We start from the raw sequence: 23,206 nt of genomic DNA on the forward strand, positions 1-23,206 counted from the left end.
GGCATGCGCCGCCGCGCTGCGGTATAACTAGCCGTCCCGCCTCATCCACCGAATTTTCAAAACCACGCTCATGTCCCACTACTTCTACGACCCCGTCGCCGGTCACGGCCTGCCGCACGATCCGTTCAAGGCCATCGTCGCGCCGCGTCTGATCGGCTGGATTTCGTCACGCGCGACCGACGGCACGTTGAATCTCGCGCCGTACAGCTTCTTCGGCGCGTTCGCCACGTTTCCGGCGATCATCGGTTTTTGCAGCGAAGGGCGCAAAGACAGCGTGTCGAACATCGAGGCCACCGGTGAATTCGTGTGGAATCTGGCGAGCAGGCCGCTAGCCGAGCAGATGAACCGCTCGTCCGCGCCGGTCGCGCCGCATGTCGACGAATTCGAACTCGCGGGGCTGACGCCTGCGCCTGGCCGTAATGTGTCCGTTCCGCACGTGGCCGAGTCGCCGGCCGCGCTCGAATGCAAATTGCTGCAAGTGGTGCGTCTGCATACGCTCGACGGCACGCCGATGGACAACTATCTGTCGCTGGGGCAGGTGGTCGGCGTGCATATCAACGAGGCGTATCTGAAAGACGGTCTGTTCGACACCCACGCCGCGCAGCCGATCATGCGGGCGGGTTATCGCGCCGACTACGCGGAAATCGGCGAGATGTTCCAGATGTTCCGCCCAACCGCCTAGCCTTCCGCAGCAGTCGCGCTCACTGGCCCGCTTGATGCTTGCAACCGACGCTCCAACGCGTCGTTTTCAACTGCCGGCTCACTCTCCAGGAGCGCGATCATGTCCACCGAACTCGCTACGCAATTCAGTCATGTCCGTCCGCAAGACACGTCCTACGTGGATCAGGGCTTGCGGGACTTCTTTCTCTACCGCGATCTGGGCATCGCAGAGGCGACCGGCGGCAAGGTCCTCGCGCAACTCGTCAAGGCGAATCACGCACCAGAGCAAGGCACCGGCTGGCACCGTCATGAGGCCGATTTCCACATTGTGATCATGCTGAAGGGCTGGGCGCGCTTCATGTACGGCGACAAGGAGACGCTCGTCGCCGCCGGCGATTGCGTGCACCAGGCGCCGGGCATCGTCCACTACCTGTTCGATTACTCGCCGGATATGGAGTACATCGAAATAGTATCGCCTGCCGATTTCAAATCGATCGATGCGGAAGGACCGTGCGAAGTGCCGGGCGTGACGCCGTGGAAGAGCGTGGCGGCTTGAAGTCGGAGCCTGAAAGTCACGGCATGAAGCGTAGAGGCAGGAGCGCGGCCAACTTCGCGCTCTGGCGCAAACTGTTCGACGGGCGCGGCGCGAACCCGAGAAAAGGGTCCGCCGCGCGTTCGTAGAAACCGAACCTGTTCACTGCGCAGCCGGTGGCCGCCTGCGCGTCGCTCGCGTTGTCGACTGCGGCTTTGTCTTCGTCGTAGAAGCCCCGCTGCCGTTGACTCTCGCGGCAGAAGACCCATTCGACGCAGCCGCCTCCACCACGACATCGACCACCGCTGCGGCGGCCGGCGCCGCAGGCGCAACCTCGACGGCCGTAGCTACCGGCACAGACACCGGCTGAATCGTCCGCGCGCGCGAACTCACCAGTACCGCGCGCGGTTCGTTGTCGTAAATCACGGCCCGCACACGCGGATAAATCTGCCGCTCCCAGCGTCGTCCGTTGAATACGCCGTAGTGGCCGACGCCGGTTTGCACATGATGCGTCTTCAGATACGGCCTGAGTTTGTCGCACATGTCCTGCGCGGCGAGCGTCTGCCCGACTGCGCAGATGTCGTCCTTCTCGCCTTCGACGGTGAGCAACGCAGTGCGCCGTATCTTCGACGGCTCGACCAGACGCCCTTGCACTTCGAGTTCGTGCAACGGCAGCGCATGCCGCTGAAAAACCGTGTCGACGGTTTCCAGATAGAAGTCGGCGGTCAGATCCATCGTCGCGAAATATTCTTCGTAGAACGTGTGAATCGTGTCGGCTTTCGCGGGATCGCCCTTCGCGCGTTCGTAGTACATCGTTTCGAACGAATCGAAATGGCGGTTCAGATTCATCGCCATGAACGCGGTCAGTTGCACGAACCCCGGATACACCCGCCGATGCGCGCCCGCAAAACCGAACGGCACCGCGCTGATCAGATTCCGCTCGAACCAGTCGAGCGGCTTGCTCTTCGCCAGATCGTTGACGCGCGTTGGATTGATCCGCGTGTCGAGCGGGCCGGCCATCAGCGTCATGCTGGCCGGTTGTGCGGGATGATCGTCGGCGGCCATCAGCGCGACGGCGGCCAGTGCGGCCACGGTCGGCTGACACACGGCCAGCAGATGCGAGCCGGGTCCGATCTTCTCCGTGAAGTCGATCACGTGCTGCACGAATTCGTCGAAACCGAAGCGGCCCTGGCTGAGCGGCACGTCGCGCGGATTGTGCCAGTCGGTGATGTACACGTCGTGTTCGGCGAGCATCGTGCGCACGGTGCCGCGCAGCAGCGTCGCGAAGTGGCCGGACATCGGCGCGATGACGAGCACGCGCGGCTGCGGCGTGGCAGGCACGCTCGCCTTGCGGAAATGCAGCAGCGAGCAGAACGGCGTGCGGGCGGCGACTTCTTCGACGATCGCTACCGGCTTGCCGTCGCTCACCACGCTGTCGATCCCGAACGGCGGCCGCACGGGAGTCAGTCCCGCGAGCGTCAGCAATTCGCAGGACGCGCGGATCGAGCGGCCATGCGGCGAGTCGCCGAACGCGGGCCACGCATCGAGCGAGTGATTCATCAGCGCCGCGCTGTGCCGCAGCGGCAGCATCATGTCGGCGAAGGCCTGATAGGCCGGATATGCGAACAGGTTCATAACCTTCGCACGAGTGCAGGAAAGGAAGGAGTTCAAACAGAGGCAAGTCATGTGCCATGCATGCATACGCACTGACAGGGCGTGGTGCGCACTGGCATAGCATTTGCGCGCGTCAGTCGGATGGGCCGGAATTGCCGCGCTTTGGTGCGTGCGCGCACGACGGCGTGCATGGCGGCCGTCAGGCGTCGGTCGAACGCCTCATCTGGAGGAGAAACGTATGGCCAATACCCCGCAAACCTCGCTGACCACGCTCACGATCAGCAGCAAGAATTATTCGTCGTGGTCGCTGCGCGGCTGGCTCTTGACGAAATTCAGCGGCCTGCCGTTCGACGAAATCGTGATGCCGATCGACGACCCGGCGGCGCGCGCCGAATTGCTGCTGCTGTCGCCGTCGATTCTGGTGCCGTGCCTCGTTCACGACGGCATCAAGATCTGGGACACGCTGGCAATCGCCGAGTATCTGAACGAATTGAAGCCCGAGGCGGCGCTGTTGCCGAAGGACATTCGCGCGCGTGCGCATTGCCGCTCGATTTGCGGCGAGATGCATTCGGGTTTCGGCTCGCTGCGCTCGGCGCTGCCGATGAACCTGAAGGCGCACTTTCCGGGCTTCAAGGTCTGGGCGCGCGCGCAGTCCGATATCGACCGGATCGTGTCGATCTGGGGGGATTGTCTGAAGCAGTACGGCGGCCCGTTCCTGTTCGGCGAACGGACGGCGGCGGATGCGATGTACGCGCCGGTGGTGACGCGTTTCGTGACTTACGACGTGAAGCTCGACCCTGAGATCGTCGAATACGGGCAGCGGATCATGGCGCTGCCCGAGATGCAGGAATGGATCGCCGATGCGCAGCAGGAAGCCGAGGAGATCGACGAACTGGATGTCGAGTTCTGACGCCGTTGCGCTGCCGGCGTGGGTGCATTGAGACACACTGCGCCAGCAGCGGCTTCCGTAACACTACAAATCAATCGCGCGCGTTATCGAGCTTGAACACGCTGACCACCTGCGCAAGACGCGCAGCCTGATCGCGCAACTCGGCCGCCGCGATTTCCGCTTCGCCGACCATCGTCGCGTTTTGCTGGGTGGCCTCGCCGATCTGCGTGACGGCCAGGTTGATCTGTTCGATGCCGCCCGATTGTTCGCGCGACGCGACGCTGATTTCACCCATGATCGCGCGCACCTGCCCGACCTGTTCGACGATGCCCTGCATGGTCGCGCTGGCGTGTTCGGCAATCTTGAAGCCGCTTGCCACGGTCGCCGTCGACGTCGCGATCAGACTTTCGATCTCCTTCACCGAGGCCGCGCTGCGTTGTGCGAGCGCGCGCACTTCGGATGCGACCACCGCGAAGCCCTTGCCGTGCTCGCCCGCGCGCGCGGCTTCGACAGCCGCGTTCAGCGCGAGGATGTTGGTCTGGAATGCGATGCTTTCGATCACCGTCGTGATCTCGGCGATCTTCTGCGACGAGCGGCTGATTTTGCCCATCGTCGACACCACGCGTTCGACCGCGCGGCCGCCTTCGAGCGCGGCGTCGGCGGCGCGCGTGACGAGCGTGTTGGCTTGCGTGGCGTTGTCCGCGTTCTGCTGCACGGTCGACGTCATCTGCTCCATGCTCGCCGCCGTTTCCTCCAGGCTGCTCGCCTGCGTCGCGATCCGCATGGCGATGTTGCCGCTGCCTGTGGCGATCTTTTCGGTGCCGTGCGACATATCCGCCGATGCATGGCGCACCTGTGCAACGATCCGCGCGAGGCCTTCGCCGATGCCGTCGATCGACTGCATCAGCCGGCCGATTTCGTCGGCGCGCGCGTTGCCGTGTTTCGCGACGCGCACGGACAGATCGCCCGACGCGAAGCGCTCGGACGCGTTGGCGGCTTCGTCGAGCGGACGGCTCACGAGACGCCTGACCGCGATCAGGAACAGCACCGCGAAGCCGCCGACCAATGCGAAGCCGAGCAGCAGGAACTGATTGCGGGTCTTGACGACCTCGGCCAGCACCTCGTCGCGCGGCGCGATGCCGCCGACCAGCCATTGCCATTCCGGCACGGTCACGAACGATACGAACTTGTCGCGCGCGGTGGGCTCGCTGAGCGTGCTGTCGGCGGAACGGTAGTCGAGTTCGCCCTGTTTCAGGTCCAGCATCTGCTGATACGGGGCGTTTGCGTCGTCCGCTTTCTGACCGGCGGCGGCCGGATGGACGATCAGCTTGCCGCGGTCCGCGCCCTTCGACGCATCGACGACAAAGTAGTAACCGCTATCGCCGATCTTCAGATTGCGGATGCCGTCTTCGACCGATTGAATCTCCTTGTCCACGTTCACGCCGACGAACAGCGCGCCGATCACGCGGCCGCTCGCGTCGGTAATCGGCCGATATTGCGTAGTTAAACGTTTGCCAAAAAGCGCGGCCAGTCCCGTGTAAGACTGGTTTGCGAGCAGCCGCGCGTAAGCCGGTGCCTTGCGGTCGAGCAGCGTGCCGATCGCGCGGCTGCCGTCCTGTTTTTTCAGCGACGTCGTCACGCGGACGAAATCGTCACCCGTGCGCGCAAACACCGTGGCCACCGCGCCGCTGCGTTCGAGGAACAGGTCGGGGATCGTGAAATCCAGATTCAGAACCTTGTCGCCGGCCTTGAGGGTGGGCGTCGCGATTCCGCCGATGTCGACTTTTTGCGTTTCGTCGAGCGTGTAACTGGTGGGCAGGAAACTGGCGAACAGCGACATCGAGCGATCGACTTCCGCCGACAGCGCCTTGTCGAACAGCGTGATCATCGCGGCGATCGAGCGGTCCTTTTCGGCAATCCGTTGAAGAACCTGGTCACGGACCTGCTGGCTGGCGGAACGGGTGAGCGCCCACGTGAAGGCGGCGAAAATCAACGCTACCAGCGCGCACGACAGTACGGCGAGCCGGGCGCCAACGCTGGCGCGGCGAAGAGAGAGAAAATCCATTGGCAATCGCGGAGTAATAGGGGACAGGCGGATACGCGGACCATGCGCGGGCATGGCTGGCGTCGATGTCTGGTTAACGGCCGCGAAGGTGGTTGGCTTTAGTGGCGCGAAAGGGTTTTGTAATTGGGCGTGGGTTTGTTGCGGGTTGGGTGCGGCGCGGGGGTGCTTGCCACGCAGCTTGTGTGAACGCCAGCGCTTTATCGTTTTACGAATGACGTGACGTGCGTAGGAGTGGCGGAATTTCTCGTCACGCCACCCCACCCCACGCGATTGCCACCACGCTGCCTTTTGTACGCGTCATCGCTGGCTCAGCCAGTGTCGGCTTCAGCAAGCCGTGCCAGATCTGCGGAGCAAATGGGGCAGCTCAGGTCAGCGCGCCCCGCGCCACGTCCGCAGCAGCAATGCGTTCGTCACCACGCTGACGCTCGAAAACGCCATCGCCGCGCCCGCCAGCATCGGATTCAACAAGCCCAATGCAGCCAGCGGAATGCCGATCAGGTTGTACACGAACGCCCAGAACAGGTTCTGCTGGATCTTGCGCCAGGTCTTGCGCGAGATGTCGATGGCGTCGGCCACCAGCGCCGGATCGCCGCGCATCAGCGTGATGCCGGCCGCGTGCATGGCGACATCGGTGCCGGTTGCCATCGCAATGCCGATGTCGGCGGCGGCGAGCGCGGGGGCGTCGTTGATGCCGTCGCCCGCCATCGCGACGATGCCAGCGCAGCGGATCTTCAGGTCGCGGATCACGCGGGCTTTATCGTCCGGGAGAACTTCGGCGTGGAATTCGTCGATGCCGAGCGCGTGGGCGACGCTCGCCGCGCTGCCGTGGTTGTCGCCGGTAATCAGCACGCTTTTGATGCCCATTTGCGCGAGCCGCTCGACGGCGGCGCGGGCGGTGGGCTTCACGGTATCGCCGAATGCGATGAGGGCGAGCGCGGCGACGTTGCCGGGGCTGCGCTGCATCAGCCAGGAAACGGTGTTGCCGGCGGCTTCGAGTTCGCTGGCGCGCGCGGCCGATTCAGGCGTGAGTTCGATGCCGAGTTCGTTGAGCCAGCGAGTGCTGCCGAGCGCCAGCGTCCTGCCGTCGACGTTCGCTTCGACACCTCGACCGGCGATGGCGCGAGCGGCAGAGCCGGTTGGGATGGCTTGTTTATCGGACTGGATCTTGGCTTGCGCAGCGGATGCAACCTGCACACCCGTTTGCATGGCCGCCGCCAATGTTGGATCTGTCGCAGCCCCCACGTGGGAGTTGCCGACTCCGCGCGCGATGAACGCAGCAAGCGCCGGATTTTGCGTTTCCGCTAGTTCGCCACGCTCGTCCGCTCCGGCCGTGTCAGCCGCCACCGCTGCATAAGCACCGACCACCGCACGCGCCAACGGATGATCGCTGTGCCGCTGCACGGCCGCCGCCAATCGCAACGCCTCGTCGCGCGTAATCTGGCCGATTGGCTCAAATGCGGTCACCGATGGCCGGCCGAGCGTCAGCGTGCCGGTTTTGTCGAAGGCGACGATGTTCACCCGATGCGCCGTTTCCAGCGCCTCGGCGTCCTTGATCAGCACGCCGTGCCGCGCTGCGACGCCGGTGCCGGCCATGATCGCGGCGGGCGTCGCCAGGCCGAGCGCGCACGGGCAGGCGATCACCAGCACGGCGACCGCGTTCAGAATCGCCGTTTCGCCGCCCGCCCCGGCAAGCAGCCAGCCGACCAGAGTGAGCGCCGCAATCGCCAGAATTGCCGGCACGAAGATTTCGCTGACGCGGTCCACCAGTCGCTGGATCGGCGCTTTCTCAGCCTGCGCGCTTTCGACGAGGCGGATGATCCGCGCGAGTGTCGTCTCCGCGCCGATCGCCGTGGTCGTGACCGCAATCGCGCCCTCGCCGTTGATCGAACCCGCTGTGACCGCATCGGGCGCCTGCTTCGGCACCGGCAGGCTTTCACCGGTGATCAGCGATTCGTCGATATGCGTGCGGCCTTCGAGCACCGCGCCGTCGACCGGTACGCGTTCGCCGGGACGCACGATCACGACGGTGCCGACGCGTACCTGCGCGAGCGGCACGTCGCGTTCCTCGCGGCCGACGCGAATCCGCGCGCGATCGGGACGCAGCGCGTTGAGCGCGCGGATGGCGTCGGTCGTCTGACGCTTCGCGCGCGCTTCGAGCCATTTGCCGAAGCGCACCAGCGTAATCACGACCGCCGACGCCTCGAAATACAGATGCAGCGTGTCGCCCGGATGCCCCAGCAATTCGTACACGCTGATGCCATAAGCCGCCGACGTACCGAGCGCGACCAGCAGGTCCATATTGCCCGCGCCTGCGCGTATCGCCCGATAGGCCGCGCGATAGAAGCGCGCGCCGAAGCCGAATTGCACGATCGACGCAAGCGCGAATTGCAGCCACGGCGGCAGCATCGCGTGGATGCCTAACCATTCGCCGACCATCGGCGCGACCAGCGGCAATGTCAGCAAAGCGCACACGATGACGGCGACGAGGTCCTGGCGTGCCTGATCGCGCTTGCGGTCGGCGGGGGCGGCTTTGTCGGCGGCGTCCGCGGCGACAGGTGCAGCGGGCGGCGCGATTGGCTCGGCTTCGTAGCCGGCTTTCCTGACGGCGGCGATCAGCAAGGCGGCGTCCGGCGTCGCATCGTTCACGGTGACGGTGGCCGTTTCGGTCGCCAGATTCACCGATGCGCTCGCGACGCCCGGCACTTTCGCCAGCGCTTTTTCGACACGCATCGCGCACGATGCGCAGGTCATGCCGCCGATCGCGAGTTCCGTCGCCTGCGCAACGTGAGACGGCGCTGGTTCGGCGGAAGCGGATGGCGTGGCGTCGTAGCCCGCCTTGCGCACGGCATTGGCGAGTGTTTCGGGATCGACGGTGTTATCGCTTTCGATACGCGCCTGCTCGGTGGCGAGATTCACCGACGCACGCGTCACGCCCGGCACTTTCGCCAGCGCCTTCTCGACGCGCATCGCGCAAGACGCGCAGGTCATCCCGCCGATGTCCAGTTCGGTGGTGCGGCCGGGGAGTTGAGAGAGGGCAGCGCCTGCGGGGCGCTGCGTGTTGGCAAGTTCGGTCATGGTAGGTAAGGCTCGCAACGGCATGGGGCCGCATCGTGAACCCAGTATCGACCTTCCTATGATGGGAAGGTCAAGGACGGATTGTGTGGCGAGCCGCTCCACGGCAAGTTCGGCCTCAGAAAGCCGGCGGCGCATCGAGCATTGCCTGCCCGACGGCCTTCTGTTCGTCCGATGCGCGGTCCAGCAAAGTGTCGGCCGCCCCGCGCCGGTCCGCAGCTTCCTTGTTCTGCCCGAGCTTCCACTTGCCGACCAGCCGCGTCACCTCGATCTCGATCCCGACAATCGCCCCAAGCATCTGCTTGATGAAGTCAGCGGGCGCGTCGCCCATTTTCCATGGCACCGCTTCGCCGGCTTCCATCTTGCGCGTCAGCCTCGCGACCAGCCCGCGCACGAAAGCTTCGTCATCGCGCACGACGATCCGCCCATGCGCGTGCACAACGATGTAGTTATACGTAGGCACCTGCCGATGCGTGTCGTGTTTGCTCGGGTACCACGTCGGCGAAATGTAGGCAGCCGGCCCCTGAAAGATCACGAGCGCGTCGGGATTCGTCGCTGCTTCCTGCCAGACAGGGTTCGCGCGGGCGACGTGCGCACGCAGAATCAGGCGGTTTTCAGCCGATGCCGTCGCGTCGCCCGCTGCGGAAATCGCTTCGGCCTCGAACGGCAAATGGTTCGCGTCGAGCCCGTTCGGCCCATTCGTGATCAACGCGCCGAACGGCTGCTCGGCGATCAGACGGTGGAGAACCTCTGGACGGTTCTCTTCGAAATGGGCGGGCATGTACATGAAACGCTCCGGATACGAAAAATAGGGGGACGAAAAAATGAAAATAAAAGCTAAATAAAGCGCCGGAAAGCCAGCGCGTAAAAACGACCCGTGACTCGCTGGCTGGCATAAGTGTCGCGAAAACCATCGACCGTACCGCAAATGACGCGCCCTGACGCGTTATCACGCGCATTTCTTGCCTTTGCGCTTGCCTGACAGGCAAGGATACGATACAACCCGAAGTTGTCGGCATTGCGATCCGCAGACAGGCTGCGCTGGGCTTTGGGAGACCACGCAAACACGTATCGCTGCGCGCCGGCCTCTCCCATAGGACCGCACGTTCCGCCACCTCAACGAATGATAAAAAATCGCCGAGAACCGTTTTCGTTTCATTGGACCTGCGCATCGCTCGCAGGCCTCGCATTTCTGGCTGGTTGCGCTTCGTCCAGCCCGTCCGTGACGCCCAACAAGACTGGCTGGATCAAGGACGAAGTCGCCGATTCGTACGTCTTCGGTTATCCGCTGGTGCTGATGGGCGTCGCGCGCGACGCGGCGGTCGGCACCGAGCCGGGGCAGGCTCCAATTAATACGCTGCGCCACGCGCAGGCGCTGCCGCCGATCGGCGCGGCCAATCCGACGCGCCCCAGTCTCGACACGCTCGACTCGACCGGCTGGCTCGACGTCGGCGCCGAACCGGTGATCATCTCGTTGCCCGATTCGCACGGCCGCTATGTCGACGCCCGCGTGCTCGACATGTGGACCAACGTGGTGTGGTCGACCAGTTCCCAGTTCGCCACGCGCGCGGCGGGCATCAAGGCGCAAAGCATTGCGTTCGTCAGCCCGGACTGGAAGGGCGATTTGCCGAAGAACGTGACGCGAGTCGACGTGCCGACCCACAACGCGTGGGTGAGCGTGCGCATCCAGTCGAACGGCACGCGTGATCTGACGGCGGTGCGCAAGCTGCAACGCGCCATCCGGGTCGTGCCGCTGAGCGTCTACGTCGGCGACACGCATGCGGCCCAGGTTGCGCCGCCCCGCAGCAATTCCGCCGACACCGCCAGCGCCACCGCTACGACTCCGGCCGCGCAGGTCGCCGCGCTCGACGCGAACGGTTTTTTCAGCCGCCTCGCCGATGCGCTGCCTGACAATCCGCCGACACCAGCCGATCCGCACGCGCTGAAAATCCTCTCGGATTTCGGTGTGATACCCGGCGAACCGGTGAAGCTGCCGAACGCAACCGCCGTCGTCAACGCAGGTCTCGCGGACGGCCACGAGCGCGTCGCCACGCCGCCGACCAACGTGCTGAGCGCCAACGGCTGGAGCTGGTTCGGCGACGGCGTGGGCAACTACGGCCCCGACTACGCCTTGCGCGCTTACGCAGCGAGCACTCAGCCGGGCATCGGCACGAAGGACGACGAAGTACGCGCGGTCGTCACCCAGGACAGCGACGGTCACGCGCTGAACGGCGCGAACCGCTACGTGATTCACTTTGCGCCGAACCAGTTGCCGCCGGTGCGCGGCTTCTGGTCGATCACCGCGTACACGAAAGATGGCGCATTGGGTGAAAGTGCGCCTGCGCGCCTGGCGGTCGGCGATCGTAACGGCGCGCGCCGCAATCGCGACGGCTCGCTCGACGTGACCGTTTCGTCGACGCGCAGCAGGAGCGGCAACTGGCTGCCCGCGCCGCGCAGCGATCTGCAACTGGTGCTGCGTCTGTACGCACCGAAACCGCAGGCCACCGACGGAAGCTGGCAACCGCCCGCCGTCGTGCGTCAATGATGTGAGTCGATGCGATGCGTCGGTGAACGGATCACCGATGCATCGCGTCGCGCAAGACATTGCGTCCTGCGAAGTACGTCAGCGAGATGACAACGCGCTGTCAATAACACCTTGAATCGTGGTTTATTCGTTGCCTGGTGGCGGCGGATAAACCGCTCCGTCACGCGGATGTTTGTAAAACCGCGCTCGACATTTCTATCCCCCACGAGATTCACGTTTTATACTGCCGCTTGCGGGATTTTCGTTTTCGCGGCGGGCTTGCCGCCGCATTACCCAAGACCGAGATGGCAAGCCTTAATAAAGCATCACTAGCTTCTTCCATGCAGACCGTGCGCGAGGTTGCGCAGTCACGTCGCACGCGGCGGGTCCTGATAGGTCTGCTGATCTTTCTCGTATTGTTCGGTCTGCTCGGCTTTTTTGCGGCGCCCCCGCTGATCCGCCACATCGCCGCGCAACAACTCAGCAAGCAGCTCGACCGGCCCGCCTCGATTGGCCGCATCGCGCTCAATCCTTATACGCTCCGCCTCGAAGCCGACAACGTGCATATCGGCGAACGCGGCGGCGCGGGCGATTTCATCGATATTTCGCGGCTGATCGTGAAGCCGTCGTGGAGTTCGCTGTTTCGCGGCGCGCCGATCGTCGATGAAGTGCAGGTCGACTCGCCACGCTTTCATATCGTTCGATACGACGCGCAGCGCTTCAATTTCACCGATCTGATCGAGAAGTTTTCGAAGCAGCCCGCCAAGCCCGACAGCAAGCCGACGCTTTTCTCGGTGTCGAATATTCGCGTCGAAAACGGCCAGATTACGTTCGACGACAAACTGCTCGGCGCGACCCATGTGATCGACCAGTGGAAGCTCGGCATCCCGTTTATCGCCACGCTGCCTTCGAAAACCGATATTTTCGTCGAGCCGCTGCTGCGTGCGCGGATCGACGGCAGTCCGCTTGCTATCGACGGCCGGACCAAGCCGTTCGCGGCGTCGCGCGAGTCGGAAGTGTCGCTGCGTTTCGACGGGCTCGATGTGCCGCGTCTGATCTCGTACGCACCTACTACGCTGCCGATCGTCGTGCAGTCGGGCAAGCTCTCTACCGATCTCAAGCTCAATTTCGTGATGTCGAACGACGCGCCTTCGTTGCGCGTCGCGGGCACCGTCGATCTGAACGACGTGGATGTGCAGGACCGCAACAAAGCGCCGTTCTTCGCGGCGCGCGCGGTGCACGTGGCGGCGGCGTCGCTTGAACCGCTGAAAAGTCTTTACCACTTCGACGATATCCGTATCGACGCGCCCAGCGCCAATCTCGCGCGCGACAAAGACGGCGTGCTGAGTGTCGAGCGGATGTTTGCGCCAGCGCCTGCTGCGCAGAATGCGCAGGCATCGGCGAGCGCGTCCGCGCCGGTCGCTGCGTCGGGCGCAGCGCCTGCCGCCAACACTAAAGCCGAAGAAAAGGCCGCTCCGCCTCTCGATCTATCGATCAAACGCTTCGCGCTTGCCGACGGCACCGTCAAGGTCCACGACGAGGCGGCCTCGCGCCCGGTCGACCTCGGTCTGCAAAAGCTCGCAGTCACGCTCACCGATTTTTCGACGCTCGCCACCACGCCCGCGCACTACACGCTGAACACGGAACTGGGCGACGGCGGTTCGCTCGGCGCCGAGGGTGCAGTGGGCCTCGTGGCGAAGACGGCCAGCGCGAAACTCGATCTGAAGTCGCTGAAGCTGCCGGTCCTGCAGCCCTATATCGATACCGCAACGGCGGCTCAGGTGACCGACGGCGCGCTGTCGGCGACGGTCAATATCGACGCGAACTGGTCTAAGTCGCCGGTCGCGTTGACGGTCGCCGATACGCAACTGGACGTGCAGTCGCTGAAGCTCGCCTCGCGCGACAATAAAGCGCCGGTGATCGCGCTCGCGCAGGGCCAGGTGGCGGTCAAGCAGGTGGACGTGGCGGCGCGTACGGCCGACATAACCAGCGTTGCCACCACTGGTCTCACGGTGGATGCGCAGCGTCTGAAAGACGGCAGCATCAACCTGAGTTCGCTCGCCGGGCCGCACGAAACCGCGCAGCAGCGCACCGCGATCCACGCGGCGAAAAAGGCGCACGAAGAAGGGCCGGCGTGGCACTACAAGATCGGCGAGTTGAACCTGAAAGACGCCACCGTCGATTTCACCGACAGCACCACGCCGCGTCCGGTCAAGCTGAGCATCACGCCGCTGCAACTGAAAGTGCAGCAGATCAGCGACGACCTGAGCCGTCCGCTGCCGGTCGATCTGCAAGCCACGCTGAACAAAAAAGGCACGCTCGGCGTGAAGGGCGACGTCACGGCGACGCCGCTCAAGGTGGCCGTCAAGGTGAACGCGAACCGGCTCGACGTGGCGGCGCTCGAACCTTACTTCGGCAGCAAGCTGAATGCCGTGATCGCGAGCGCGCTGCTCAACGCAAACGGCGATCTCACGCTGAGCCAGGCGAAGTCGCTGAAAGCGAACTACCGCGGCGACGTGGCGCTCGTCGACGTGCGTATGCTCGACAAGGCGACTTCGGACCCGTTCGCGGGTTGGGGCTCGCTCGCGCTGTCCAACCTGAAGGCCGATTACGACGAACATGGCACGGTCGTGGACGCGGGCCGCGTCACCTTCACGAAGTTTTACGGGAGCGTGCTGCTCGACGCACAAGGCAAGCTGAATCTGAAGGACGTCGTCGCGCATGAAAGCGGCGCGGCGCAATCGCTCACACGAACCAAAGGGGGCACCGAACCCGTGCCGTTGACGCCGCCTGCGGCGTCGGCGGCGGTGGTTGCGTCCGCGCCCGTGGCGGCCTCGCCCGCCATGGTCACCGCGGCGACGCCGCCGCAAAGCCCGGTCAGGATGCACTTCGGCCAACTGGTGCTGCAACAGGGCCGCGTGACGTACACGGACAACTTCATCAAGCCGAATTACAGCGCGAACCTGGTCAACATTCAGGGTACGGTGGGCGCGTTCGGCACGCAGTCCACCACGCCCGCGCCGGTCGATATCGCCGCAAAGCTCGCGGCCAACGGTCCGCTGTCGATACGCGGCACGATCAATCCGCTGATCGCCAAACCGGCGCTCGATTTGACCGCGAGCGCGCACGATATCGAGCTGACCAACCTCACGCCGTATTCGTCGAAATATGCCGGCTATCCGATCACCAAGGGCAAGCTGAACGTCGATCTGCATTACAAGCTCGATAACGATCAACTGAATGCGGACAACCATCTGTTCATCGATCAGCTCACGTTCGGCGATCACATCGACAACGATACGGCGACCAAACTGCCGGTGCGCCTCGCTATCTCGCTGCTGAAGAATTCGCGCGGTGAAATCGACGTGAATCTGCCGGTGTCGGGCTCGCTGTCGAATCCTGAGTTCAGCGTGGGCGGGTTGATCTGGCATGCCGTGCTCAACCTGTTGCAAAAGGCGGTGACTGCACCGTTCTCGCTGATCGCTCACGCGTTCGGCGGCAATGGCGAGGAATTGGGCTACGTCGAATTCGAGCCGGGTTCCGCGACGCTCTCGGATGCCGACAACAAGAAACTCGACACGATCGTGAAGGCGCTCGCCGATAAATCGTCGGTGAAGATGGACCTGATCGGCCGTGTCGATCCTGCTGTCGACGAACCGGCGTTGCGCACGCTGTACGTCGACCGCCTCGTCAAGCAGCAGAAGATCAAGGATGTGGTAGGCAACGGCGAGAGCGTGGATTTGTCGACCGTCACGCTCGATCCGAAGGACTACGACAAGTACCTGACCAAGGCCTACAAGTCCGCCGACTTCAAGAAGCCGCATAACTTTGTCGGCCTGACCAAGAGCGTGCCGGACAGCGACATGAAGGCGGCGCTCGCGGCCAATGCGCCGATCAACGACGCCAACCTGCGCGAGCTTGCGCAACAGCGGGCGCAGAGCGTGCAGCAGTATCTGGACGGCAAGATCGACAGCAGCCGCGTGTTCGTCGTCGCGCCGAAGCTGAACGCCGATGGCATCAACGACAAAGGCGCGACCACGCGCGTCGATTTCGGCTTGAAATAAGGGCTTTTCTGAATGCGCATGCCGCAGCGTGTTGTACGCGCTGCGGCATGCAGGCGTGTCGAAAGCGCGTTGCCTTCTTGTTGTTCTTCCCCTCCCATGCATCGCTTTGCGGCAACCCTCGCCGCACGCGTTTTATCGCTCGATGCAAAGCCGATATGCCCACTTTTTTACCTTGTATCGTGGCTGGTCATACAGCCGGATGACAGCCGCTATCCGATTCGCATGAAAGCGGTCGAAGCGTCTGATGGGAATCTAGGATTGCTCCCATTCCTTGCATGTCTTCTCGTATTCATACTCGGAGTCTTCTCCCGGACGATGCGCTAGACGCAAACCGCAATGACATTGCAGCTAACGACGCTGGTATGCGCTTTAGCCTTAACGGGCTGTGCAGACCATGCAGCGCGTGAACGGCTCGGCATCCAGGATGCGAGCGTGCTGAAAACCGGCATTGGCGCCAGTCAGGGTGAAGCGGCGGGCGCGGCCAACTCTCAATGGGTCAACACCTACGCGTCGATCGGCAGTAGCCGCAAAGCATTGGCGTCGTTGCAAAAGCGTCTCGATCAGTTGCCGGGCGACAAAGACAACTACTTCCACGCCAAAGCGCAATGCTGGATCGACACCGCCAGGCAAACGCGCGACGCAAACGACGATTGGGGTTTCGTCGAAGAGGCCATCGGCCAGGCGGCTGAGATCACGATGAGCCTCGAGCGAGGCGAGCCGATTTCTGCTGCGAATCCTGCGCTACGTACCGTGTCCACGGTGCGGCCCGACCTGTGGGAAATCGTCAACGCAATCAAGACGGATGCGGCCGTAGCCGGTTGTCCAGAAGCGCAACCGCTGCTCGCCTGCGCCGAAGTCGAGTTGATGCAGGCCGGTCACGATGCGTGGAGCCGCAGCTTCGCCACTGCCGAAAAGCGCTTGCCGCAGATTCAGCAGAATCTGCGCGAATCGGCGGAATTGACCCTGCAATGCAAGACGGCGATGCCGCAGCGAACGTCAACGCCGGCTGAATCGTCGCCACAAAAAATGACGTTGCGCGCCGACTCGCTGTTCCGTTTCGGCGGCGCCGACAACAGCGCCATGCTTGCCGCCGGCAAGCTTGAACTGGACGCTATGGCGGCGCAACTCAAGACAGCTTCTGTCACGAGCAAACTGAAAATTACCGGCTATACCGACCGGCTCGGCGGCAACGCCTATAACCGGCACCTGTCGCTGCAACGCGCACACACTGTCGAACAATATCTACGCGGACGCGGCGTGACATTGCCGATCAAGGTGCAAGGCCGGGGCAGTGAGAATCAGAAGGTGGATTGCCGGCAAACACAACGCGACGAACTGGTGCAATGCCTCGCACCGAATCGCCGCGTCGAGCTGGAATTTGCAGGCGCTGACTAGTCAGCAGCGCTTTTGCATCGGGGCGGCATGCAGCGCCAATAAACAACAGTGAGCGTTTTCACGAGGATAAAAAACCATGTCAACAACTCTGATTATCGATGACCATCCCGCATTCCGAATGATCATCAAAATGCAGCTCCAGCAGTTGCTGGGCATCGAAGAGGTAATCGAAGCGGACAACGGCCAGACCGCCGTTGAAATGGCCCGGCAGTTCACGCCGAAACTCGCCATTCTGGATCTGGATATTCCGCGTATCAGCGGACTCGATGTGATTCCACGGCTCAAGCTTGCTCATCCGCCCATTCGCGTTCTGGTGCTGTCCGGTCACGATCCCGCCACGTTTGCCCCGCGCGCAATGCGTTCGGGCGTTCACGGCTTTGTCGGCAAGTCGCAGGAAATGAAGGAGATCATGCGAGGCGTGGAGGCGGTGCTGGCGGGTTACACGGTGTTCCCGGTCACAGCCGGCGGCGGCGCGACGCCCAACATCAGCACCGAACACGAAGAAGACCGCGTGCGCATGCTGTCCGACAAGGAGCTCGTGATCTTGCAGATGCTGTCGAAAGGCATGTCGAACAAGGCTATCGGCGACGCGCTGTTTATCAGCGACAAAACCGTGAGCACTTACAAGAGCCGTATTCAGGAAAAGCTTGGACTGTCGTCGCTGGCCGCGCTGATCGAGTTTGCTTCGTTGCATAAGCTGATCGATTGAGTTTTGCGGTTTATGAATAACGTGACCATGGCGCGGTTTATCTTCGACTTCCGGTGCCCGTGCGCTCAAAAGGCGCGGCGCATGTCGATCCGTTTCGCGACGTTGTCGGGATGTTTAATTGCGTTTGCACTGCTGTTGTGTATGTTTCCGGCGCAGGCCAATGCGGCTTCGCGAGTTGGCGCCGCGTCAACGCCGGTACTCAACGGAAACTCCAGTCCCGCAGTTGAAGCGAACCAGCACGGCGCAGTCATCCCGTTGCCGCAACCGCTTGACGACATCGACGCACATGAAGGGGGCAGCTCCGGCCCCCCTCTCGCTACCATGGCGAGCGGTGACGGATCCGCGCTCGCTGAAACCGCACAGGACGATGCATTCGCGAGGCCTACTTGGTCGATCACGCTGGGGTTGGCGCTCGCTTTGTCGCTAGCGGTTGGTGTGAGCGTTGCGCTAATTGGCGCGTTTCTGTCCCGGTCTGCAACACGGCGGCTGGTTGAAAAGCAGAAACAGGTGGCCGGCCAGTGGGCTCGTCGTTATGAGGCCGCAGACGCGCGATGGCGGACCGCGCAAATCCACGGATGGAATCACGCGCAAGCGCACGGCAATCCGTACGCGGTTGATACTTCTAATTCGTTCGGGCTTTCCGGTGCGACACATTTTCTTGTCGAGGCACCCTTGCTCGCAGTGGCGAATCTGCTCGATTGTTTCAACGTACCTGCCGCGCCATCCAGGCCTTCACCGCCACTGGCCACGATCCAATACGCGTTGCGGACGTGGAGTCAAACGCTCCGCGATCTGCTCGACAAGTCTCCGCTGGAATCGCGCACTCTGGTTATCGACGAAAGCGAGACGAATCTGCGTGAACTCGCAGATGGAGTCGTCGTGTTGTTGGCACCGTATGCAGCGAACCAGGGTGTGCGTATCAGCGTGAATGTCGATCCCGCCGTGGCGGAGACGATTCTGGCCGACCATGCGCGCGTCGGCCAACTCTGTTTTCATCTGCTGGGCCGCGCGATTCAACTCAGCCGGCATCAGGAGATCGTGCTCATGGTGGGCGCTGAGCCTTTGAATGCGGGTTCGCAGCGAATCCTGATCGGCTTGATGGAGGCGGGTGAGAAAAGCGCGCCGGCTGAGCGACGTCCGCAGGCCGATTGCATCCTGTGTCAGCCAGATATGGCCGGCAAGCGGTCCGACGAAACGGATGCCTGTCTGCCACTGTGTCAGGCGCTTGCACAGCGCATGCAGGGTGAACTTTCAGTCTCGCGCGGGATGGACGCAATCGCTAGCGTCAGCTTCGAGGCGCAGTTTGCCGTCGTGGAGAAGCGGTCGTTAGCAAGACCGGTTTGTGACGACGTGCAAACCTCCGCTTCCTTCATCGCGACGGGACTACCGGCTGACTCAGTCAGCGGCTCCTACGAGCCATTCGATCATCGTTTTCTGGATTCGCTGTCCGAAGAAGGGGTCAATCTTTCCATCTTTCTGGACGGCTGGCGACGAGCAATGGCCGACGACGTGGCACGCCTCGGCGTGTTGTGGCGTCAGGGTGAGCCTGATCATCTGCGTAGCGTGTTGCACCGGTTGAGCGGCGCTGTTGGCCTCGTCGGCGCGCGCAGCCTGATGGAAGCGTTGCGGCGGGCGAGTGTCTCGCCGCTGGAGCAAAGCACGATTTCGATTGAGTCGTTGATTGAACGGGCGAGGAACCTTGCGATGCAACTCGAAGCGCGGCCCGCAGCACCGGGGAGCACCTGAAGATGACCAGACCGTTGGCGCTGATTGAAGGCGATCTCGCGCTCCCAGACGCGCGGCTGCTGAGTAGCTTGCCGCCGCCGTTCGGTTTGCGCCCACAGCCAGCGCGCTCCACTGCGCAACGCGACGCGGAGCGAGTAGCGGCTGCCGCAGCACAAGAGGCGATCCGGACAGCCGCGAGGCACAAGACGCCGGTGCGTCGAAAGCCGCTTCCGCCGGGCACCATGTTTCGCTTTTTTTACAAGGTGCGAACGCCACGCGACTATTCCGCTCATATCCAGGCACAACTGGACGAAGCGAGGTACTACCTCGAAGCCGGTAAAACACTTGTGCGTTCGTCGCGCAGAGATTACGTGCTGGGGGCGGGTATCTTCGCGGCTACGGGTATCGCGCTGGCCTGGTTGCTGACAACCACCGCAATGCGTGACGCTGAAAAAGCCGACGCGACGCTGATAGCGCGTCCCGCCGTGGTTCATTCGGAAGAAACGGCCTTGCAGGCTGAAGCGGTGGTCAAGGTTGCCCCGACGGTTGTGCAGAATGCGGCTTCGATGGCGAAACCGGTGCCTCTTGCCGTGCGTCCGGTTGAGTCCAAACCATCGCGTCAGGCTGCGCTTCCGGTCGAACTTGCGGCATCGTCGCGGCATACCGGGTCGTACAAGATCACGAGAACTCTGGCTTCCGACGCCGCTACTCGCCGCGCCAGTGCGAGCGTCAACGCTAGCATCGGCACCAGGCCCAGCGCGCCGAGCTTGCATCTGGGCAAGACGCCGATCGACGATCGCCTGACACTAAGTCGCTCAGCAGATCCGTCCGCACAAGCTTCAACATCGGCGCAACCCGAGTGGACCGCACGCGTGCCTTCAACCGATGCGGCACCCGAGCAGGCCGCATTGCTCAACTGGGCCGCCCAGCAGCGGCGCACCTCGGCGGTTGCTGCGTCGACTACGATAACTCCAGCCCACGCGTCGGCGACACCGGCCGACGTCACATGGAACGCCCGCATGACTCAGCGCCGGGTCACGGACAACCCTGGCGCGTTCAGCGCCAACACATCCCAACGGTAAACAAAAAAAGCCCGACCAAAAGGTCGGGCTTCAAAGTCGGCTGCGCCCTCCACAGGACGCAGCCCCTGCAAAACAGCCATGCCGTTAGCCCGACCGTGAGGCCGGGCTGAACTGAGTCGAGCTTAAGCAGCCAGCAGCGAACGCAGAACGAACGGCAGAATACCGCCGTGCTTGTAGTAGTCGACTTCGATCGGCGTGTCGATACGCAGCAGCACCGGCACGCGCTTCTCGCTGCCGTCCTTGCCGCGAATCACCAGCGTCACTTCCTGCTGCGGCTTGAAGTCCGAACCCAGGCCTTCGACGTCGTACGTTTCTTCGCCGGTGATACCGAGCGATTGCACGCTATCCGAGCCCTTGAACTGCAGCGGCAGAACGCCCATGCCGACCAGGTTCGAACGGTGAATCCGCTCGAAGCTGCGTGCGACCACAGCCTTCACGCCCAGCAGTTGCGTGCCCTTTGCTGCCCAGTCACGCGACGAACCCGTGCCGTACTCTTCGCCCGCGAACACGACAGTCGGGGTATCCGCGGCGATGTACTTCATCGCTGCGTCGTAGATCGATTCCTGTTCGCCGCTCGGCTGATGAATCGTCAGGCCGCCTTCGACGCGCGAGCCGTCTGCCTTCGCCGGGATCATCAGGTTCTTGATCCGGACGTTCGCGAACGTGCCACGCATCATCACGTCGTGGTTGCCGCGACGCGAGCCGTAGCTGTTGAAATCGGCCTTCTGCACGCCGTTTTCCTTCAGCCAGCGGCCTGCCGGCGAGTCTTCCTTGATCGAGCCAGCCGGGCTGATGTGGTCGGTCGTGACCGAGTCACCGAAAATGCCCAGTGCGCGTGCATTCCTGACCGGAGCGATGCTGTCGGCCGGCGTCATCGAGAAGTCGTTGCCGAAGAACGGCGGCTCAGCGATGTACGTCGACTTCGGCCAGTCGTAGACCTGACCTTCTTCGCCTTCGATCTTGCTCCACAGGTCGCCCTTCTTGGTCAGCGACGCGTAGTTCTTGCGGAACGCGTCGGCGTCCAGCGCGAACTTGAGCAGTTCGTTGACTTCTTCGCTGGTCGGCCAGATGTCGCCCAGGTAGATGTCCTTTCCGCCCTTGCCCTTGCCGACCGGTTCGGTCATCAGGTCGCGCGTGATGTTGCCGGCGATTGCGTAAGCGACGACCAGCGGCGGCGAAGCCAGGAAGTTCGCGCGGATGTTCGGGTGAATACGCGCTTCGAAGTTACGGTTGCCCGACAGAACCGCTGCCGCGACGATGTCGTTCTTCGTGATCGCTTCGTTCAGTTCCGGCGTCAGGTCGCCCGCGTTGCCGATACAGGTCGTGCAGCCGTAAGCGGCCAGCGTGAAGCCCAGCTTGTCGAGGTACTTCAGCAGGTTGGTCTTCGTCAGGTACTCGGTGACGATACGCGATCCAGGGGCCAGCGAAGTCTTGATGTGCGGAGCGACCGTCAGGCCGGCTTCGACAGCCTTCTTCGCCAGCAGGCCAGCGGCCAGCAGCACGCTCGGGTTCGACGTGTTCGTGCACGACGTGATCGCGGCGATCAGGATGTCGCCGTTCTTCACGTCGACGCCGTTGGTCGTCGTGTATTGCGCGTCGAGGTCTTCAGCCTTCTTCGCGAAACCGTTTTCCGCGACCGGCTTCGAGAACAGGTCGCCGAAGGTCGACTTCACATTGCCGATTTCGATACGGTCTTGCGGACGCTTCGGGCCTGCCAGCGACGGAGCCACCGTGCCCAGATCCAGCGTCACGACCTTCGTGAAGTCGATGTCGCCGTCCTTCGGAACGCCGAACAGGTTCTGCGCCTTGAAGTAGTTTTCGAACGCCGAGATTTCTGCGTCCGTGCGGCCCGTGCCCTTGAAGTAGTCGATCGTCTTTTCGTCGACCGGGAAGAAGCCCATGGTCGCGCCGTATTCCGGCGCCATGTTGCCGATCGTCGCGCGGTCCGGCAGCGACAGCGTGCGCGTGCCTTCGCCGAAGAATTCGACGAACTTGCCGACAACCTTTTCCTTGCGCAGCAATTCGGTGATGGTCAGAACCAGGTCGGTTGCCGTCACGCCTTCGCGCAGCTTGCCCTTCAGGTTCACGCCGACCACGTCCGGCGTCAGGAAGTACACCGGCTGGCCGAGCATGCCGGCTTCCGCTTCGATGCCGCCCACGCCCCAGCCCACCACGCCGATACCGTTGATCATCGTCGTGTGGCTGTCGGTGCCGACCAGCGTGTCCGGGTAGTACACGGTGTCCGCGCCTTCGGCCTTCTTGTGCACGCCGCGTGCGAGGTATTCCAGGTTCACCTGGTGAACGATACCGACGCCCGGCGGCACGACCTTGAACGTGTCGAATGCCTGCATGCCCCACTTCATGAACTGGTAGCGCTCGTTGTTGCGCTGGAATTCCAGTTTCATGTTCAGATCGAGCGCGTTCTTTTCGCGGAAGTGATCGATCGTGACCGAGTGATCGACAACCAGATCGACCGGGACCAGCGGTTCGATCGATTTCGGGTCCTTGCCGACGCGCTGCGCGACACCGCGCATGGCAGCGATGTCGGCCAGCAGCGGCACACCGGTGAAGTCTTGCAGCACGACACGCGCCACGACAAACGGGATTTCGTCGACGCGTGCGCCGGTCGGGTCCCAGTTCGCCAGTTGCTTGATGTGTTCTTCGTTGACTTTCTTGCCGTCGTAGTTACGCAGCACCGATTCCAGCACGAGACGGATCGAAACCGGCAGACGGTCGATCTTGATGTTCAGTGCCTTGCCGAGTTGCGGCAGGGAGTAGAACTTGCCTTTGCCGGAACCGCTGTCGAATTCCTTGAGCGTTTTGTGGAGGTTGTGGGCCATGGTGTTTTCCTTGGTTTGATCGCGGAACTACAGTA

Annotated in this window: 14 protein-coding genes; 9 read left to right on the top strand and 5 right to left on the bottom strand. The window is 63.0% G+C overall.

Annotation, left to right across the window (positions count from 1 at the left end; translation table 11 throughout):
• Positions 1-70 precede the first annotated feature (70 nt).
• Positions 71-682, top strand: coding sequence for a flavin reductase family protein (locus ABH945_RS21470; protein ID WP_429251834.1), 612 nt, complete (start codon positions 71-73; stop codon positions 680-682).
• 99 nt (positions 683-781) lie between these two features.
• The gene (locus ABH945_RS21475) at positions 782-1,216 is read left to right on the top strand and encodes a cupin domain-containing protein (protein ID WP_074766618.1); all 435 of its coding nucleotides are present in this window, start codon (positions 782-784) and stop codon (positions 1,214-1,216) included.
• Between the two features lie 138 nt (positions 1,217-1,354).
• On the opposite strand, the gene ABH945_RS21480 is transcribed toward ABH945_RS21475, so the two are convergent.
• Positions 1,355-2,827, bottom strand: coding sequence for a polyhydroxyalkanoate depolymerase (locus tag ABH945_RS21480; RefSeq protein WP_074766620.1), 1,473 nt, complete (start codon positions 2,825-2,827; stop codon positions 1,355-1,357).
• Between the two features lie 217 nt (positions 2,828-3,044).
• Between ABH945_RS21480 and ABH945_RS21485 the strand changes: the two genes are divergently transcribed.
• Positions 3,045-3,716: a glutathione S-transferase family protein gene (locus ABH945_RS21485; protein WP_074766623.1), complete on the top strand. Its 672-nt coding sequence runs from the start codon at positions 3,045-3,047 to the stop codon at positions 3,714-3,716.
• 70 nt (positions 3,717-3,786) lie between these two features.
• Here ABH945_RS21485 and ABH945_RS21490 read toward each other — a convergent pair whose 3' ends face one another.
• The 3 genes from ABH945_RS21490 to ABH945_RS21500 all read right to left on the bottom strand — a co-directional run bounded on the left by ABH945_RS21490 (position 3,787) and on the right by ABH945_RS21500 (position 9,619).
• A complete protein-coding gene (locus ABH945_RS21490) occupies positions 3,787-5,760 on the bottom strand; it encodes a methyl-accepting chemotaxis protein (protein WP_429251835.1) in 1,974 nt (657 codons plus the stop codon).
• Between the two features lie 369 nt (positions 5,761-6,129).
• Positions 6,130-8,835: a heavy metal translocating P-type ATPase gene (locus ABH945_RS21495; protein WP_429251836.1), complete on the bottom strand. Its 2,706-nt coding sequence runs from the start codon at positions 8,833-8,835 to the stop codon at positions 6,130-6,132.
• Positions 8,836-8,950: 115 nt separating this feature from the next.
• Entirely contained in the window at positions 8,951-9,619 is a 669-nt protein-coding gene (locus tag ABH945_RS21500; protein ID WP_429251837.1) for an FMN-binding negative transcriptional regulator, read from the bottom strand.
• 336 nt (positions 9,620-9,955) lie between these two features.
• Here ABH945_RS21500 and ABH945_RS21505 point away from each other — a divergent pair, with 336 nt between their 5' ends.
• From ABH945_RS21505 to ABH945_RS21530, 6 genes are all read left to right on the top strand, one after another.
• A complete protein-coding gene (locus ABH945_RS21505) occupies positions 9,956-11,377 on the top strand; it encodes a DUF1254 domain-containing protein (protein WP_074766632.1) in 1,422 nt (473 codons plus the stop codon).
• A gap of 284 nt (positions 11,378-11,661) precedes the next feature.
• Positions 11,662-15,420: a DUF748 domain-containing protein gene (locus ABH945_RS21510; protein WP_429251838.1), complete on the top strand. Its 3,759-nt coding sequence runs from the start codon at positions 11,662-11,664 to the stop codon at positions 15,418-15,420.
• Between the two features lie 336 nt (positions 15,421-15,756).
• Positions 15,757-16,815 carry an OmpA family protein gene (locus tag ABH945_RS21515; protein ID WP_429251839.1) on the top strand — a complete coding sequence of 353 codons (1,059 nt, stop codon included), beginning with the start codon at positions 15,757-15,759 and terminating at the stop codon, positions 16,813-16,815.
• Positions 16,816-16,891: 76 nt separating this feature from the next.
• Positions 16,892-17,524 carry a response regulator transcription factor gene (locus ABH945_RS21520; RefSeq protein ID WP_074766639.1) on the top strand — a complete coding sequence of 211 codons (633 nt, stop codon included), beginning with the start codon at positions 16,892-16,894 and terminating at the stop codon, positions 17,522-17,524.
• Positions 17,525-17,605: 81 nt separating this feature from the next.
• A complete protein-coding gene (locus tag ABH945_RS21525; protein ID WP_429251840.1) occupies positions 17,606-19,270 on the top strand; it encodes a sensor histidine kinase in 1,665 nt (554 codons plus the stop codon).
• Positions 19,271-19,272: 2 nt separating this feature from the next.
• The gene (locus ABH945_RS21530) at positions 19,273-20,331 is read left to right on the top strand and encodes a hypothetical protein (protein ID WP_429251841.1); all 1,059 of its coding nucleotides are present in this window, start codon (positions 19,273-19,275) and stop codon (positions 20,329-20,331) included.
• A 122-nt stretch (positions 20,332-20,453) separates the two neighbouring features.
• Here the strand turns inward: ABH945_RS21530 and acnA are convergent, their stop codons facing one another.
• Positions 20,454-23,171, bottom strand: a complete 2,718-nt coding sequence (gene acnA, locus ABH945_RS21535) for an aconitate hydratase AcnA (protein WP_074766643.1) — start codon at positions 23,169-23,171, stop codon at positions 20,454-20,456.
• Positions 23,172-23,206 lie beyond the last annotated feature (35 nt).

Source organism: Paraburkholderia sp. GAS333, assembly GCF_050435665.1.
GTDB classification, from domain to species: domain Bacteria; phylum Pseudomonadota; class Gammaproteobacteria; order Burkholderiales; family Burkholderiaceae; genus Paraburkholderia; species Paraburkholderia fungorum_A.

Bases quoted from the DNA above. Each gene is read 5' to 3' on its own strand.
- ABH945_RS21470 (WP_429251834.1), top strand. From the start codon at position 71: ATGTCCCACTACTTCTACGACCCCGTCGCCGGTCACGGCCTGCCGCAC.
- ABH945_RS21475 (WP_074766618.1), top strand. From the start codon at position 782: ATGTCCACCGAACTCGCTACGCAATTCAGTCATGTCCGTCCGCAAGAC.
- ABH945_RS21480 (WP_074766620.1), bottom strand. From the start codon at position 2,827: ATGAACCTGTTCGCATATCCGGCCTATCAGGCCTTCGCCGACATGATG.
- ABH945_RS21485 (WP_074766623.1), top strand. From the start codon at position 3,045: ATGGCCAATACCCCGCAAACCTCGCTGACCACGCTCACGATCAGCAGC.
- ABH945_RS21490 (WP_429251835.1), bottom strand. From the start codon at position 5,760: ATGGATTTTCTCTCTCTTCGCCGCGCCAGCGTTGGCGCCCGGCTCGCC.
- ABH945_RS21495 (WP_429251836.1), bottom strand. From the start codon at position 8,835: ATGACCGAACTTGCCAACACGCAGCGCCCCGCAGGCGCTGCCCTCTCT.
- ABH945_RS21500 (WP_429251837.1), bottom strand. From the start codon at position 9,619: ATGTACATGCCCGCCCATTTCGAAGAGAACCGTCCAGAGGTTCTCCAC.
- ABH945_RS21505 (WP_074766632.1), top strand. From the start codon at position 9,956: ATGATAAAAAATCGCCGAGAACCGTTTTCGTTTCATTGGACCTGCGCA.
- ABH945_RS21510 (WP_429251838.1), top strand. From the start codon at position 11,662: ATGGCAAGCCTTAATAAAGCATCACTAGCTTCTTCCATGCAGACCGTG.
- ABH945_RS21515 (WP_429251839.1), top strand. From the start codon at position 15,757: ATGACATTGCAGCTAACGACGCTGGTATGCGCTTTAGCCTTAACGGGC.
- ABH945_RS21520 (WP_074766639.1), top strand. From the start codon at position 16,892: ATGTCAACAACTCTGATTATCGATGACCATCCCGCATTCCGAATGATC.
- ABH945_RS21525 (WP_429251840.1), top strand. From the start codon at position 17,606: ATGTCGATCCGTTTCGCGACGTTGTCGGGATGTTTAATTGCGTTTGCA.
- ABH945_RS21530 (WP_429251841.1), top strand. From the start codon at position 19,273: ATGACCAGACCGTTGGCGCTGATTGAAGGCGATCTCGCGCTCCCAGAC.
- acnA (WP_074766643.1), bottom strand. From the start codon at position 23,171: ATGGCCCACAACCTCCACAAAACGCTCAAGGAATTCGACAGCGGTTCC.